General features: G+C 71.8%; 18 protein-coding genes and 1 pseudogene. 11 read left to right on the forward strand and 8 right to left on the reverse strand.

The features are described from left to right. Window positions 1-90: 90 nt before the first annotated feature. Both ABZS58_RS00425 and ABZS58_RS00430 read left to right on the forward strand, forming a co-directional pair. A pseudogene (locus tag ABZS58_RS00425) lies at window positions 91-228 on the forward strand (acetylxylan esterase); the annotation flags it as partial. Between the two features lie 118 nt (window positions 229-346). Beyond that, complete coding sequence (locus tag ABZS58_RS00430; RefSeq protein ID WP_354776030.1) at window positions 347-1,051, forward strand: acetylxylan esterase; 705 nt, start codon at window positions 347-349, stop codon at window positions 1,049-1,051. Here the strand turns inward: ABZS58_RS00430 and ABZS58_RS00435 are convergent. After that, the gene (locus ABZS58_RS00435; protein WP_354776032.1) at window positions 1,044-1,250 is read right to left on the reverse strand and encodes an RNA-binding S4 domain-containing protein; all 207 of its coding nucleotides are present in this window, start codon (window positions 1,248-1,250) and stop codon (window positions 1,044-1,046) included. The two genes, ABZS58_RS00430 and ABZS58_RS00435, sit on opposite strands and share 8 nt — an antisense overlap. Next, entirely contained in the window at window positions 1,247-1,642 is a 396-nt protein-coding gene (locus tag ABZS58_RS00440) for an ankyrin repeat domain-containing protein (RefSeq protein WP_354776034.1), read from the reverse strand. The genes ABZS58_RS00435 and ABZS58_RS00440 overlap by 4 nt, the downstream gene beginning before the upstream one ends. A 102-nt stretch (window positions 1,643-1,744) precedes the next feature. Here ABZS58_RS00440 and ABZS58_RS00445 point away from each other — a divergent pair, with 102 nt between their 5' ends. The 8 genes from ABZS58_RS00445 to ABZS58_RS00480 all read left to right on the forward strand — a co-directional run bounded on the left by ABZS58_RS00445 (window position 1,745) and on the right by ABZS58_RS00480 (window position 7,551). After that, entirely contained in the window at window positions 1,745-2,308 is a 564-nt protein-coding gene (locus tag ABZS58_RS00445; protein ID WP_354776036.1) for a hypothetical protein, read from the forward strand. Between the two features lie 111 nt (window positions 2,309-2,419). Beyond that, window positions 2,420-2,944, forward strand: coding sequence for a hypothetical protein (locus tag ABZS58_RS00450; protein ID WP_354776038.1), 525 nt, complete (start codon window positions 2,420-2,422; stop codon window positions 2,942-2,944). A 243-nt stretch (window positions 2,945-3,187) separates the two neighbouring features. Continuing rightward, the gene (locus tag ABZS58_RS00455; RefSeq protein WP_354776040.1) at window positions 3,188-3,997 is read left to right on the forward strand and encodes a M20/M25/M40 family metallo-hydrolase; all 810 of its coding nucleotides are present in this window, start codon (window positions 3,188-3,190) and stop codon (window positions 3,995-3,997) included. Between the two features lie 240 nt (window positions 3,998-4,237). After that, the gene (locus tag ABZS58_RS00460; protein ID WP_354776041.1) at window positions 4,238-4,873 is read left to right on the forward strand and encodes a response regulator transcription factor; all 636 of its coding nucleotides are present in this window, start codon (window positions 4,238-4,240) and stop codon (window positions 4,871-4,873) included. Between the two features lie 89 nt (window positions 4,874-4,962). Beyond that, window positions 4,963-5,625 (forward strand): phosphotransferase, encoded by a 663-nt coding sequence (locus ABZS58_RS00465; protein ID WP_354776043.1) that lies wholly within the window; start codon window positions 4,963-4,965, stop codon window positions 5,623-5,625. A 52-nt stretch (window positions 5,626-5,677) separates the two neighbouring features. Then, window positions 5,678-5,899 (forward strand): hypothetical protein, encoded by a 222-nt coding sequence (locus ABZS58_RS00470; protein ID WP_354776045.1) that lies wholly within the window; start codon window positions 5,678-5,680, stop codon window positions 5,897-5,899. Window positions 5,900-5,950: 51 nt separating this feature from the next. Next, window positions 5,951-6,823: a class III extradiol ring-cleavage dioxygenase gene (locus ABZS58_RS00475; protein ID WP_354776047.1), complete on the forward strand. Its 873-nt coding sequence runs from the start codon at window positions 5,951-5,953 to the stop codon at window positions 6,821-6,823. Window positions 6,824-6,825: 2 nt separating this feature from the next. After that, the gene (locus tag ABZS58_RS00480; RefSeq protein ID WP_354776049.1) at window positions 6,826-7,551 is read left to right on the forward strand and encodes an MOSC domain-containing protein; all 726 of its coding nucleotides are present in this window, start codon (window positions 6,826-6,828) and stop codon (window positions 7,549-7,551) included. Here ABZS58_RS00480 and ABZS58_RS00485 read toward each other — a convergent pair. Further along, complete coding sequence (locus ABZS58_RS00485; RefSeq protein ID WP_354776051.1) at window positions 7,469-8,002, reverse strand: hypothetical protein; 534 nt, start codon at window positions 8,000-8,002, stop codon at window positions 7,469-7,471. The genes ABZS58_RS00480 and ABZS58_RS00485 overlap by 83 nt on opposite strands. Before the next feature lie 12 nt (window positions 8,003-8,014). Then, window positions 8,015-8,977: a hypothetical protein gene (locus ABZS58_RS00490; protein WP_354776053.1), complete on the reverse strand. Its 963-nt coding sequence runs from the start codon at window positions 8,975-8,977 to the stop codon at window positions 8,015-8,017. A 101-nt stretch (window positions 8,978-9,078) separates the two neighbouring features. Between ABZS58_RS00490 and ABZS58_RS00495 the strand changes: the two genes are divergently transcribed. After that, window positions 9,079-11,304, forward strand: a complete 2,226-nt coding sequence (locus tag ABZS58_RS00495; protein ID WP_354776055.1) for an EAL domain-containing protein — start codon at window positions 9,079-9,081, stop codon at window positions 11,302-11,304. Window positions 11,305-11,572: 268 nt separating this feature from the next. Here ABZS58_RS00495 and ABZS58_RS00500 read toward each other — a convergent pair whose 3' ends face one another. The 4 genes from ABZS58_RS00500 to ABZS58_RS00515 are packed head-to-tail and all read right to left on the reverse strand — an operon-like array spanning window position 11,573 to window position 14,237. Continuing rightward, window positions 11,573-12,172 carry a thymidine kinase gene (locus ABZS58_RS00500; RefSeq protein WP_354776057.1) on the reverse strand — a complete coding sequence of 200 codons (600 nt, stop codon included), beginning with the start codon at window positions 12,170-12,172 and terminating at the stop codon, window positions 11,573-11,575. A 59-nt stretch (window positions 12,173-12,231) separates the two neighbouring features. Further along, window positions 12,232-13,032 carry a hypothetical protein gene (locus ABZS58_RS00505; RefSeq protein ID WP_354776059.1) on the reverse strand — a complete coding sequence of 267 codons (801 nt, stop codon included), beginning with the start codon at window positions 13,030-13,032 and terminating at the stop codon, window positions 12,232-12,234. A 49-nt stretch (window positions 13,033-13,081) separates the two neighbouring features. Beyond that, window positions 13,082-13,855, reverse strand: coding sequence for a hypothetical protein (locus ABZS58_RS00510; protein WP_354776060.1), 774 nt, complete (start codon window positions 13,853-13,855; stop codon window positions 13,082-13,084). Window positions 13,856-13,901: 46 nt separating this feature from the next. Beyond that, the gene (locus tag ABZS58_RS00515; RefSeq protein WP_354776062.1) at window positions 13,902-14,237 is read right to left on the reverse strand and encodes a hypothetical protein; all 336 of its coding nucleotides are present in this window, start codon (window positions 14,235-14,237) and stop codon (window positions 13,902-13,904) included. Window positions 14,238-14,402 lie beyond the last annotated feature (165 nt).

Genomic DNA, 14,402 nt, shown 5'->3' on the forward strand with positions numbered 1-14,402 from the left:
CCGGCGCCGGTCACATGAACAAATATGCGGGCCGGACCTGAGTCGCACCCGTAATCGCGCTGGGAAGTTCCTGGTAATAGGGTCGCCGGCATGGCGCTCTTCGACCTGCCCCTCGCCGAGCTGCGGCTCCACCGCTCCGCGACACCCGAGCCCGCCGACTTCGACGCGTTCTGGACCGCGACCCTGGAGGAGGCGCGCGACCTGGCCGCGCCCGCGGTGCTCACCCCCGCCGACACGGGCCTGCGCGCCGTCGAGACGACCGATGTGACGTTCACGGGCTTCGGCGGTCAGGCCGGTCAAGGCGTGGCTGAGCCGGCCCGCCGGGGTGACCGGACCGCTCCCGGTGATGGTGGAGTTCGTGGGGTACGGCGGCGGCCGCGGCTACCCGCACGACTGGCTGCTCTGGTCGGCGGCCGGCTACGCCCACCTGGTGATGGACACCCGCGGGCAGGGCGGGGGGTGGCGGACCGGCGACACGCCCGACCCGGACGGCTCGGGCGGCCCGCAGGCGCCGGGCTTCCTCACCCGCGGCGTACTGGACCGCGGCACGTACTACTACCGCCGCCTGATCACCGACGCGGTGCGCGCCGTCGAGACCGCCCGCGCACTGCCGTTCGCGTCCGATGTGCTGGTCAGCGGCATCAGCCAGGGCGGCGGCCTGGCCCTCGCGGCGGCCGGGCTGACCGACGTCCAGGGCGTCATCGCCGGCGTGCCGTTCCTGTGCGACATCCGCCGCGCGGTGACGATCACCGACCGCGCCCCCTACGCGGAGTTCGCCGCCTTCTGCCGGCTGAACCCGTCACGGGCCGCGCTCGCCCTGTCCACAGTGGACTACGTCGACGGGGTGCACTTCGCCGCCAGGATCACCGCGCCCGCGCTGGTGTCGGCGGCCCTGATGGACCTGACGTGCCCGCCGTCGACGGTGTTCGCGGCGTACAACGCGATCCCCGGCACCAAGGATATGGAGCTCTACGAGTGGGACGGCCACGACGGCGGCCAGGGCCACTTCGCCGCCCGGTCCGTCGCGTTCGCGAACGCGCTGCTCAGGTGACCCTGTAGGACTCGCCCAGGGTGTGCACGACGTCGCCGCGGTGCAGCTGACGGCCGCGGCGCGTGTCGACCTCGCCGTTGACGGTGACCTCGCCGTAGGCGATGAGGTCCTTGCCCTCGCCTCCGGTCTCCAGGACGTCGGCGAGCTTCAGGAACTGCCCCAGCCGGATCATGTCGCCGCGGATCTGGACGTCTCTCATCGGGCTCGCTCCAGCAGGGTCAGCATCTCGGGCAGGTCGAAGAAGCGGGCGGTCTCCAGGGCCGACGGACCGCCCGCCGCCGGGTCGGCGCCGGCGGCCAGCAGCGCCAGCACCGACTCCTCGGACCGGCGGAACACGGCGGCGGCGAGCGCCGTCTGACCGCGGTCGTTGGCCCGGCCGGTGTCGGCGCCTCGGGCGAGCAGCGCGGCGACCGCCGGCGGGTGGTTGTGATACGCGGCAAGCATCAGCAGCGTGTCGCCCTTGTCGTTGGTCAGGTTCACCGGCAGGCCCGCATCGACGTTCGCGGCGAGCTCGTCGGCCGCCCCGGCGCGCGCCAGGTCGAACATGCGGTGCGCGAACTCCAGCACGTCCGGGTCGATCGGTTCACTCACGTGCCAGATCGTAGCTGTCGGCCAGCCGACCGCCGGACGCCGAACCCTCGCGCGGCCACCGCCGTGTCACCGGGCAAACGCTGCGAACCAGGAGACCCCGACATGCGAAAGATCGTCCTCACCCTCGCCGTGGCCGCCGTGGCCGCCCTGTCGCTGACCGGCTGCGACTCGATCGATCTGACCAAGCAGGACCAGGCCGCGACCGGCGCCGAGGCCCCCGCCGCCGGCACCGGTGCGCCGGCCCCCGCAGCGACGTCCGCCGCGCCGTCCGCCGCCGCCAACGTCGCCGGGGTCAAGGTCCGCGACGACGCCACGCTCGGCAGAGTGGTGACCGACTGGAAGGGCTGGACCCTCTACCGCTTCGAGAAGGACACCCCGAAGCCGCCGAAGTCCAACTGCGAGGCGGACTGCCTGGCGAAGTGGCCGTACGTGCCGTACGTGGAGAACATGAAGATCGAGGGCGTCGACCAGAAGCTCATCGGCAAGGTCACCCGCGCCGACGGTTCACTGCAGCTGACGATCAACAGCTGGCCCGCGTACCGGTTCGCCGGTGACACGAAGGTCGGCGAGACCAAGGGCCAGGGCGTGGGCGGCACGTGGTTCGCCTTCACGCCCGAGGGGAAGAAGGCCCAGGCCGCCACCGGGGACAGCGGCGGCGGGTACTGAACCCCCTTCGGCCACGCCGGCTCCTACCCCCTGGGGAGCCGGCGTGACCGTGTTGTGCAGATCTCGTGACGAGGGTCACTCCCTCCTGAGAAAGCGGCCTACGCTGCGGCCATGACCACGCGGCGGAAGATCCGCATCTGGCTCGTGCTGTTCCTGATCGGCCTGGTCGCCAGCGGGGTGACCGCGTTCCCGCTCGAGCACGAGGTGCACTGGCTCCGGTCGGTCCTCGACCGGATCGACGTCGCGCCCGACGCCCTCGTCGCCTGGATCGCGCGGGTCGACCAGGGCATCACCGAGACCAACGACCGTTATCCGTTCATCATGTACGGCACCGACTGGCTGGCCTTCGCGCACCTGGTGATCGCGGTCGCCTTCTGGGGGCCGCTGCGCGACCCGGTGCGCAACATCTGGGTGATCGAGTTCGGCATGATCGCGTGCGTCGGCGTGGTGCCCCTGGCGCTGTTCGCCGGGCCGGTCCGCGGCATCCCGGGCTGGTGGACGGTGCTGGACATCTCCTTCGGCGTCTTCGGCATCGTGCCGTTGATCATCGTCCGGCGGCTCATCAAGCGGCTCGAGGCCGAAGACAACCACCTTGCTCCCGAAAAACCGTTGCAGGCGCTCGACGCGCGTGGCTAGGTTGGTCGTACATGGGAAAGGAGGTGGTCCAACGTTGTGTAGCAATGGGACTCATGAGGTGACTGTCAGCTAGCCGCCGTCCTCTGGACTCGCACTTCGTGCGGCCGCTCGGATGGCGGCACGGCGAATACGAGGCAGTTTCCCAGCCCCCGAGGCTTTCCGGTGTCAGTCCAGCCGGCCCACGCGCAGTCAGCGCGGGAACCTCGGGGGCTGTTCCATATCCGGTTCAATATTCTGGTGCGCATGATCTCCGCCGATCGTCTCCGCGGCCACGTCGCCGCGCTCGTCGCCAACGGGCCGCGCTGCGGCGACCTGCCCGGCGTGCCCGCCGCCCTCCGGTACATCACCGACGAGCTCAGCAGCCTTGGTCTCGTCGTGCGGGTCGAGCGGTACGGCGGCGAACTGCACGACGTGAACCTCGTCGCCGAGATCGAGGGCGGCACCTCCGACGACGCGGTCGAGCTGTGCGCGCACTGGGACACCGTCGAGGACACCCCCGGCGCGGACGACAACGCCAGTGGCGTGGCCGGCGTCCTGGAGGCCGCCCGCGCGCTGCGCGACCTGGACCTGCCGGCGCGCACGATCCGCTTCTGCCTCTTCGGCGGCGAGGAGGACGGCTTCCAGGGCAGCACCGCCCACGTCGGGCAGATCACCCCGGGCACCGAGTCGATCGTCTTCGAGATGATCGGCCGCACGTCGCCGACCCAGGCGGCGCCGTCGTTCCTGCTCGACCCGCCGACGGTCGGCGACTTCATCGCGCTGGTCGCCGACCCCGCCTCGGCCGGCCTCGCCGACGCGTTCGCCTCCGCGGCCGCCCCGAACCTGCCCACGTTCCCCCTCATCATCCCGGTCGAGGCGATGGACGTCGTGCTGCGCAGCGACCACGTGCCGTACTGGGCCTCGGGCCGCCGCTCCCTGCTGGTGACCGACACGGCCGAGTACCGCAACCCGGACTACCACCAGCCCACCGACACCCTGGACAGCCTCGACCTGGACTTCGCCGCCAGGGTGACGGCCGCCGCCGTCAGAACGATCACCCGCCTGGCAGGCTGAGTCACTGGCCGCGGCCACGGCCAGTGACTCAGATCACTGTTCTCTTGGCAACACATCCGGCTGGCCGACGGATGCCACGCGCACGCGTGTGAGCCTGCCGCGCGGGACGCGCTGGCAGTGCGTCGCGGAGCGGCGCATTGGGGGGCTCCGGGGGTGAGAATCCCCCCGGCGGGACCCGCGCGCAGCGTGGGGCAGCGAGCTATCGCCGAAGGCGAAATGCGGGAAACAGCGGGTAACAGCATGTGGCAGCATCCGTGCGTGGGTTCGACGCCGATACGGTTGCTGATCGCGGATGACCAGGCGCTCGTCCGGGGGGCCCTGGCGGCGCTGCTCGACCTGGAGCCTGACCTCAGCGTCGTGGCGGAGGTGGGGCGGGGTGACGAGGTCGTCGCGGCGGCGCGGGAGCACCGCCCCGACGTGGCGCTCCTGGACGTGGAGATGCCCGGCATCGACGGGATCGCGGCGGCCGCGGCGCTGCGCAGCGCGATGCCCGGGTGCAAGGTGCTGATGGTGACGACGTTCGGGCGGCCAGGGTACCTGCGACGGGCGATGGCCGCCGGGGCGTCCGGCTTCGTGGTCAAGGACACCCCGGCCCGGCAGCTCGCCGACGCCGTGCGGCGCATCGCCTCCGGGCTGCGGGTGGTGGACCCGGCCCTGGCCGCGGAGACCCTCGCCAGCGGCGACAGCCCGCTGACGCCCCGGGAGGCCGACGTGCTGCGGGCGGCCAGGGAGGGCGGCACCGCCGCCGACGTCGCGGGGCAGCTCGGCCTGTCGGAGGGCACGGTGCGCAACCATCTGTCGGCGGCGATCGGCAAGACCGGCGCCCGCACCCGCGCCGAGGCCGTCAGACTCGCCGACGAGAACGGCTGGCTCTAGAACCGGACGACAGGACCGGGCGACAGAACCGGGCGACGCCCCGAGGCACGGGCCGGTGGTTGTAAGGGGCAACCAGTAGGGTGAAGGGCATGACGGCACTCCTGGCGAGCGGTCGCGACGCGGACGTCTACGCCCTCGACGAGCGGCGGGTGCTGCGGCGTTACCGGCTCGGCGGCGACACGACCGCCGAGGCCGCCGTCATGCGGTATGTCGCCGATCATGGCTACCCCGTGCCGAGGGTCTATGAGGCGAGCGGCGCCGACCTCATCCTGGAGCGGCTCGAAGGGCCGACGATGCTGCAGGCGCTCGCCGACGGCTCGCTCGACCTGCGCGACGGCGGGACCGTCCTCGCCGACCTCCTGGAGCGGCTGCACAAGGTGCGCGTGCGGTCGGCGAAGGACCCCGGCACCAGGATCCTGCACCTCGACCTCCACCCGGAGAATGTGGTGATGACCGAGGGCGGCCCGGTCGTCATCGACTGGCGCAACAGCACCGAGGGCCCGCCGGAGCTCGACGTGGCGATGAGCGCCCTGATCGTCGCCCAGGTGGCGATCGAGCCGGGCAACGAGTTCGCGGAGCGGGCCGAGGTGTTCCTCGACGTGCTCCTGTCCTGCACGCGGGACAACCCGCTGTCGCAGCTGGAGGCCGCGGTGCGCCGGCGGGGCGCCGACCCGGCCCTGACCCCGGCCGAGCAGTCCCACCTGCACGAGGCCGCGATGCTCGTGACGACCCTGTCCAGAGCCCATCACTGATCACTCCTTGCAGGCGACGCCCGGCCCCCGAGCGGGCGGCACGCTTTTTGCCATGGAGGAACTCTTCGTCCGGCAGGTCGACATCGGCGTGGCCGAGATGGACGTCGCCGTCGGCGACCAGCTGACCACCACCCGCGTCGTCGTGGAGCACGCCACCGCCACGGACGGCCGCGGCGGACCCGAGCGACAGCTGCTGCTCGTGTACGGCGCCGAGGAAACCCCAGCGGTCGCCGACGCCCTGCTCCGCGCCGCTGAGACGGCCATCGCACCCTAGACTCGACCCCACGGCCTTGTTGAACGCTCAACTACTGGCTACATTCAATGCATGAGTGCGCTGCCCGAGCTGGACCGACACCTCGCCACCGCGATCCCGGCCAGCCGGGACCAGCGCGTCTGGACGCCCGCCGACGGCGCGTTGCCCAGCATCTACCTCAGCCACGGCGCCCCGCCGCTGCTGGAGGACGGCCCGTGGATGCGGGAGCTGTCCGACTGGGCCGCCGGCCTGCCCAAGCCGAAGGCGATCCTCATCGTCAGCGCGCACTGGGAGTCCGCACCGCTGAGCGTCTCCGGCTCGGCGGCCGGCACGCCGCTGGTCTACGACTTCGGCGGCTTCGCCCCGCACTTCTACCAGTTGCAGTACGCCACCCCGGACGCGTCGGCGCTCGCCCAGCGGGTCGCCGCCGCGATGCCCGACTCGGAGCCGGTCCACGAGCACCGCAACCGCGGCCTCGATCACGGCGCCTGGGTGCCGCTCATGGTGATGTACCCCTTGGGCGACGTCCCCGTGCTGCAGCTGAGCCTGCCCACCCACGACCCGGACCGGTTGCTGGAGCTCGGCCGCCGCCTGCGCCCGCTGCGCGACGAGGGCGTGCTGATCGTCGGCTCCGGCTTCATGACGCACGGCCTGCCGTTCCTGCGCCGCGAGCACTGGCTCGGCACCGGGGGCCGGCCCGGCTGGTCCGCCGACTTCGACGCGTGGGCGGCCGAGGCCCTCGCCAAGGGCGACGTCGACACGCTGGCGCGGTACGCGAGCCAGGCGCCGGGCATGCCCTTCGCCCACCCGACGGTCGAGCACTACACGCCACTGTTCGTCACGCTCGGTGCCGCCGACCGCCCGGACGCGCCCGCGACCTCGGTGATCGACGGCTACTTCATGGGACTGTCGAAACGGTCGGTACAGGCGGACGCTAGCGTCTGAGCGTGGCATACCTGATCTCCGTCAACGCCGGCACCGCCGCCCCGACCGCACACTCGGACGTCCCGACCACGGGCATCGACAAGCGACCGATCGACGGTCCGGTGCTCGTGACGGTGCCCGGCCCGCGCGGCACCCAGGAGACGGGCGTGGCCGGCGACGTGGTCTGCGACGTGCGCCATCACGGCGGCCCGGACCAGGCGGTCTACGCGTACGCGCGGGAAGACCTCGACCGGTGGGAGGCCGAGCTGCGGCGGGAGCTGCCCGGCGGCGTCTTCGGGGAGAACCTGACGACGTCCGGGCTCGACGTCACCGGCGCCCGGATCGGCGAGCGCTGGCGCATCGGCGACGAGCTGCTGCTGGAGGTGTCCGCGCCGCGGATCCCGTGCCGCACCTTCGCCGCCTGGCTCGACGAGCGGGGCTGGATCAAGCGGTTCACACAGCGGGCGCTGCCCGGCGCCTACCTGCGCGTCGTGCGGCCGGGCACGATCCGCGCCGGCGACCCGGTCGAGGTCGTGCACTCCCCCGCGCACGACGTCACGGTCGGCGTCGCGTTCCGGGCGCTGACGGCCGAGCCGGCGCTGCTGCCCCGGCTCCTGGCCGCCGACGAGTTGCCCGAGCGCACCAAGGAGAAGGTGCGGACCCGCCTCAACCTGTCGGCAGCACCAGCGCGTACGCCCGCGGGAAGCCCAGCCGGGGAATCCGGTGCTGCTGGATCTCCTCGATCGTGACCTCGCGGACCTGACCCGAGCCCGGCTCGAAGCAGCGCAGCACCGTCTCCCGCGGGTGCGCGGTGATCAGCACCCAGTGCCGGGGCACGCCCTTGCCGACGAGCATCGCGACCGGCCAGCCGGTGTCGACGGCGGCGGCGACGTCGGCGAGCCGGTCGCGGCGGCCGTGGAAGAGCCGCCAGCCGTACCGGACGCCGAGCTCGGCGGTGTGGTGGGAGATCGTCGCGGCGACGCCCCACGGCGTGGTGCCCAGCTTCCTCGGCCACACCCGGTTGGCGGCGGTGTGGATGCGGTGCTGCTCGGCGCCGTAGTCGGCGACGCCGTCCGCGTACATGGGGTCCAGCAGAGCCGACGCCACCATGGCGACGGTGGGTCCACAGGTGAACCCGTCGGTCTGCCGGACCCCGGTTCGTAACTCTGCGGTGGTGAAATCGACGCCCCAGGCAAGCATGCCCGGTTTGTATCAGACGGCGCGCGCCACCGCTATCTTCGTGCCCGAGCGCTGGCCCGCCTCGTAGAACATGTACTGCACGCCGCCGTCGGTGCCGAAGGACGGCGCCGCGGAGCGGTTGTTGTCCGGCGCGCCGGTCAGCGCGTAGTGGAAGACGCCGAGGTGGACCTCTTTGTCGAAGTTGTTGCCGACCTCGGTGAGGAACATGTCGCCCGACGAGCCGTGGTAGACGACATAGGTGGTGTTGTTGCGGTACAGCAGATGCGGGCCGCTCAGGTCGGTCTGCCCGTCGGCGGCGGGCGAGACCAGCGGGTTGGGGTCGAACTGCCAGGACTTGCCGTCGTTGGACCAGCCCCAGAAGATCCGCCGGCCGCTCTTGAGGCCCATGAAGACCATGACGTACTTGTTGCCGAGCGCGGCGATGCGGTGCTCGAACACCCGCGCGTAGGTGGTCTCGCTGGTGCCGGGCACCATCGCCGTGGTGAGCACGGTGCCGTAGTAGGTGAAGTTGATGCCGTCGCTGGAGATCGCCAGCCGGGTCGTGGTGTTCTCGCCGTGGTAATACATGAAGAACTGCTTGGTCGAGGCGTTCCACACGACGTGCGGCGACGAGACGTGGCTGACCGAGTAGTGCGGCGACCAGGTGCGGCTGATGATCGGGTTCGCCGGGTGCTCGGTGAACGGACCGGACAGCGAGTTGCCGTAGGCGAGGCAGATCCCGCCGGGCGCGTCGTGGGGCGCGTAGTAGAGGTAGTAGCGGCCGCGGGCACCGCTGATCTTGTCGTACATGCCGCGGATACAGGGGAAGATGAGTTCCCCGGTGGGGTTGTAGGCCAGGCTCGCGGGCAGCGGCTGACCGAGGTACTTGTAGGTGGGGAATCCGGCGGGGGCGGCGGACGCGATGCTGGGGATGGCGAGTGCGCCGGCGAAACCGGCGGCACCTGCCAGCACCTGGCGGCGGGTTACAGGTGGCATGTGACCGAGTTTCGGAAAGCCCAGCGCGGAGCACAAGAGGGTAATACGTATTATCTGCCAGAGCTCTCAACCGCACCTGAAGCGCTGCCGATAACCAACCCGTGGAGACTTGGGTCGCCAGACGGCTGTGGCTGGTCTGGCTGCTGATCGGTGGCCTGTGCGCGGCCACCTATCCGCTGCTGCCCAAGACCGGCTACGTCGCGAACATCGGATACGAGACCGTCGGCTTCGGCGCGGTCACCATGGTGCTGATCGGTGTCCGGCGCAACCGGCCACCGCGGCGCGCGCTCTGGTACTGGTTCGCCGCCGGGCTCGCCGTCTGGGTCCTCGGCGACGTCACCTACGGCATCTTCGTCAACGTGCTGCACGAGGTCCCGTTCCCGTCCCCCGCCGACGTGTTCTACCTCGGCGCGTACCCGGCCCTCGCCACCGGGCTGTGGATGATGCTGCGGCGGCACGGCCGCGACCTCGCCGGCCTGATCGACGCGTGCATCGCCGCGGCCGGCGCCGGCCTGCTGTTCTGGGTGTTCGTCATGCGCCCCATCGCCGAAACCGGTGGCGTGTCGACCGTGCAACGGCTGTGCTCCCTGGCCTACCCGACCGCCGACGTGATCCTGCTCGTGCTGCTCGCCCGGCTCCTCGCCGGCCGCGCCGCGAAGACCGGCAGCTACTGGCTGCTCGTGTCCAGCATGCTGGTGATGTTCAGCACCGACGTCACGTACTCCGTCATGTCGACCTACGACGCGACGCCCGGCGGCTACCTCCAGGTCGGCTGGCTCACGTCGTACGTGCTGCTCGCGGGCGCCGCGCTACATCCGTCGATGCGCGGCATGGACGAACCCACCGGCACCGCCGACACCGCCCTGTCCCGGCGCCGCCTCACCGTCCTCGCCGTCAGCTCGATGATCGCGCCCGGACTGCTGCTCCTGCAGGGCGCGCTCGGCGGCCGGAACATCGACTGGTTCGCCATCGGGGCCGTCGCCGGCGCCGTCTTCCTGCTCGTGGTCGTGCGCATCGCCGGCCTGGTCGGCAAGGTGCAGGACCAGGCCGACCAGCTCAGCGACCTGGTCATGCGCGACGATCTCACCGGACTGCCCAACCGGCGGTTCCTGGAGGAGCTGATCCGCGACGAGCTCGACGCCGGCAACCCGCCGCAGGTCGCGTTCATCGACCTCGACGACTTCAAACGGATCAACGACGGGCTCGGCCATGCCATCGGCGACCAGCTGCTCGCCGCCGTCGGCAGGCGGCTCGTCGGGGTCCTGCGCCCCGGCGACGTCGTGGCCCGGCTCGGCGGCGACGAGTTCGCGGTCCTCATGCCCGGCACCGGTCCCGTGGCCGCGGACGCGATGGTCACCGAGCTCGCCACCGCCCTGCAGGAGCCGGTGTTCGCCGGCGACCAGCACCTGCTCGTCCAGGCGAGCATCGGCGTCGCCGACGCAGCCGGCACCCGCGACCCCTTCGAGCTGCTGCGCCGCGCCGACGTCGCGATGTACGCGGCCAAGGAGGACAAGTCCCGCCAGCAGCGCTTCAGACCCGAACTCGACCAGCGCGCCTCGGCGCACGCCCTGCTCGGCGCGCAGCTGCGCGAGGCCCTCGACCAGGGTCAGTTCCAGCTGGTGTACCAGCCGATCGTGACCCTCCCGCACGGCCGGATCGCCGGCGTGGAGGCCCTCATCCGCTGGCACCATCCGACGCTCGGGTTCATGAGCCCCGCCGACTTCATCCCCGTCGCCGAGCAGAACGGCCAGATCGTCGAGCTCGGCGCCTGGATCCTGCTGGAGGCCTGCTCACAGGGGGCGGCGTGGCTGGACGTCCTCGGCGACGCCGCGCCCGGCAAGGTCTCCGTCAACGTCTCGGCCCGGCAGCTCGCCGAGCCCGACTTCCCGGAGGTCGTCGCCGCGGTACTGGCGGCGACCGGCTTCCCGGCCGCCCGGCTGGCGATCGAGGTGACCGAGACCGCGGTCTTCGGCGGCGGCCGGGCGATCGAGGCCCTCGACGCCGTGCACGAGCTCGGCGTGCGGATCGCGCTGGACGACTTCGGCACCGGACACTCGTCACTCGGCCTGCTCCAGACGTGCCCGGTCGACATCCTGAAGGTCGACAAGTCCTTCGTCGACGACATCACGATGGCCGGCCGGCACTCGGTGATCGCGACCGCGCTCATCAACGTCAGCGACGGGCTCAACCTCGACGCGATCGCCGAGGGCGTCGAGACCGCCGAGCAGGCACAGGAGCTCTACCGGCTCGGGTACCGCTTCGCCCAGGGCTACCACTTCGGCCGCCCGGTCGCGCAGCCGTTCGCCATGGCCGCTATCGCAGCCTGAGCTGTTTCCCGCATTTCGCCTTCGGCGATAGCTCGCTGCCCCACGCTTCGCGCGGGTCCCGCCGGGGGGATTCTCACCCCCGGAGCCCCCCAATGCGCCGCTCCGCGACGCACTGCCAGCGCGTTCCGCGCGGCAGGCTCACACGCGTGCGCGTGGCATCACCGTGGTCCCCGCCGCCCGTCCCCCGCCCCCGTGATCCGGAAGACTTTTTGCTGCTCTGGCGACAAAAGGTCTTCCGGATCATGGCGGGGCATCGCGGCGGGGCGGGTCAGGCGGCGGCGGTGGTCTGCTGGCGGGGGAGGGTGCGGGCGGCGGTGGTGGGCAGGACCACGCAGGTGCGGCAGCGGGCCTCGTAGGTGTACGTGCCGTCGTCGGGCAGCGCGGTCGACGGTGCCAGCTCGCGCAGCATCGGCTCGCCGTGCTCCAGGACCTGTGTGTAGACGGCGCTGAAGCCGCGGCACACATCGCAGACCGCCCGCCGGTAGGTCACCGAGGCGGGGCCCAGCTCCAGCAGCGCCCGGACCGGCGCGAACAGCTCGCCGCGGTGGTCCAGGTCGATGCCGGCGGCGACGACCCTGGTGCCGCGCTCCAGCAGCGCCCGCACGACCGCCATGTCGGCCATCGCGAACATGTGCACCTCGTCGATGCCGACCACGTCGACGTCGTCATCCAGCGCGGCGGTCAGCGAGCTCGCCTTCACGGTCGCGAGGGCCGCGCCGCTGCGCGAGACGACGCCCGCGTCGCGGACGTGCCTGGCGCTCTGGAACACCTTGTGCCGCACGTCGGTGAACTGCAACGGCGACAGCAGGCTCACCAGCTCAAGCGACTTGCCACTCTTCATCGGCCCCAGGATGACGGTCAGATCCACGGCGGACACGCTACCCCGTAGACCGGCATCACTCGCACAGGTGTCGCAAAAGCAGCAGGCTAGGCGCCGGTGAGCGCCAGGTCGGCGCCGGTGAGCGCCAGGTCGGCGCCGGTGCGGATGCCGGGGCCGGCGAGGGTGCTGAGGTTGCCGTCGGCGTCGGCGTGCACGACACGGGTGCTGGCGTGGTAGCGGATGTTCAGGTTCTCCGCGAAGTGCCGCCCGTTGAGCAGCCCGGCCGCCGCCATGACGGTGCCGACATCGAGGGCCCAGTACCGGTGGCCCTGGTGCCCGTCGCGGTAGTGCACGGCGATCTCGCCGGACAGGTAGGCGTCGTAGACGACGCGGACGCCGAGGTTCATGCCCAGCGCGACCACCTCGTCGCCCGCGGCGCCCGGCGGCAGGTCGACGCTCGCGGACTCGGCGGTGCCGGTGCCCCAGTCGTGGGCGTAGTTCAGCGCGGCGCCGCCGGCCGGGAACGTGATGCCGTAGCGGACCGGCTCGGTGGGGCTGACACCGCCGGCCGGGGACCACAGGTGGGTCGCCGAGCAGGTGAGGCGGGCGCCGCCGCCGGTCAGCGGCAGGCTGACCGGCATCGAGCCGACACCGGTGACGGAGGCGCTCTGCACGACCAGGGTCGTGGTGACCGGAGACCAGTCGTGCGAGCGGTGCAGGAAGCCGTCGAGCTGCGCGAGGTCCGGCGCCTCGCCCAGGCACGCCGCGACGGCCTCGGTGAGGGCGTCGCCGGACAGGCCGAAGAGTTCGGTCTCCTCCTCGGTGACCGGATGGTGGTCGGCGCCGGTCGCATTGACGCTGGACGAGGCGTAGCAGAGCCCCGCGATGATCGACAACTCAATGCCCATGACCGGCCCCCCTGGATTGTGACGCCACCGTTACGAAGCGTCCCACCCGTTACTGCAGGGCCGGCCTGGAACGCTGAAACCGCACCGAAGAAGGCGCGGCGGTGCGCACCTGGAGGGTCGCGCTGAAGGACTCGTCGTCCAGGCTGCGCTTCGACGAGGCGGCCAGGTCGGCGGCGGCAGCGGTCTCCCGCTCGAGGGTCGACGCCTGCTGGTACGTGCGGAACAGCCGATCCCGGATGATCCTGCGCATGCGCAGCTGCTGGGCGAACGGGTGCTCGGCGGGGTCCCAGCCGTTGCGGTGCATGAGCGCGTCGGCGAGGTGCGCGGCCGACAGCTCACCGTCGCGGTGCGCGGCGTTGACCATGCGCACCATGTGCTGACGGCGGGTCTCCGGGTCGTCCTCGGTGAGCGGGAACGCCTGCGCCCGCTCCAGCCGCCTGACCGCCTGCTCGGCCTCCTCGAACGCCCGCCAGGCCGCGTCCTGCGTGCGCTGCGCGGCCTCCCACTCCTCGCGGCGGCGGCCCGCCATCACCGTGGTCCTGGAAGCGGCGACGGCAAGCTCGTCGCTGAACCGCTGCAGCTCCCGCAGCTCGGCGTTGCGCTGCTCGACCGCGAGCTGCCGCTCCCGGGCGGCCTCCGGGTCGCGGACCGCCTTGCGCAGCCGCGCCCACCACGACGGGCCGGGCGCGACGTCGCGGCGCTCCTGGCGCTTGGACAGCAACGTGAGGATGACGAACGTGACGACGACGGCGGCGAGCAGCGCGGCCCAGATGGCCAGGGCCTCGCGCATGCCGTGGGCAAGGTCCTGCAGAGCGGCGTCCATGGATGCACCTCGAGGGGGGATCGAGCGGCGAGAGGGGGACTGCGTCTCAGGCCAGGATCCGGGGTGGCGCACGTCCGGCGGCGGCGCCCACGGTGGCACCTTCAAGAACAACCGCAACCGCGCCCATGGTACCGACGGCGCCACCGACGGCCTGCGGAAATTCCGGGGCGGTCCGGATCGCGGCCGGCAGTCGCACGACCGACGGACGTGCCGGTGCTACAACGGCCGCCTGCGCGGCGGTGGCCACGGCCGGCGCCGGACGATCCACAATGGACAGCGGCAGCGCCGGGGTGAACCCGGCCCCGAGAATCAACGCACACAACGCCAGCGTGAGCCGCCGCACGCCACGCCGCAGACGGCTGGACGGCGCAACGACGGACATGACTCAAACATGCCTCGTCACCGCGAAGGTCGCAACACGGGACGGCACGACGTGACCCGTCCCACCGCCCCCTTGACACTGCTTTCCCATCCGGCTTCGTCGGACCGCTACTCCCCCGCCGGCCCCTGCGACCGGGCGATCTGGCACGACGGCAGGGCGACTGTT

It is taken from the genome of Dactylosporangium sp. NPDC005555, assembly GCF_040605635.1.
GTDB lineage: Bacteria > Actinomycetota > Actinomycetes > Mycobacteriales > Micromonosporaceae > Dactylosporangium.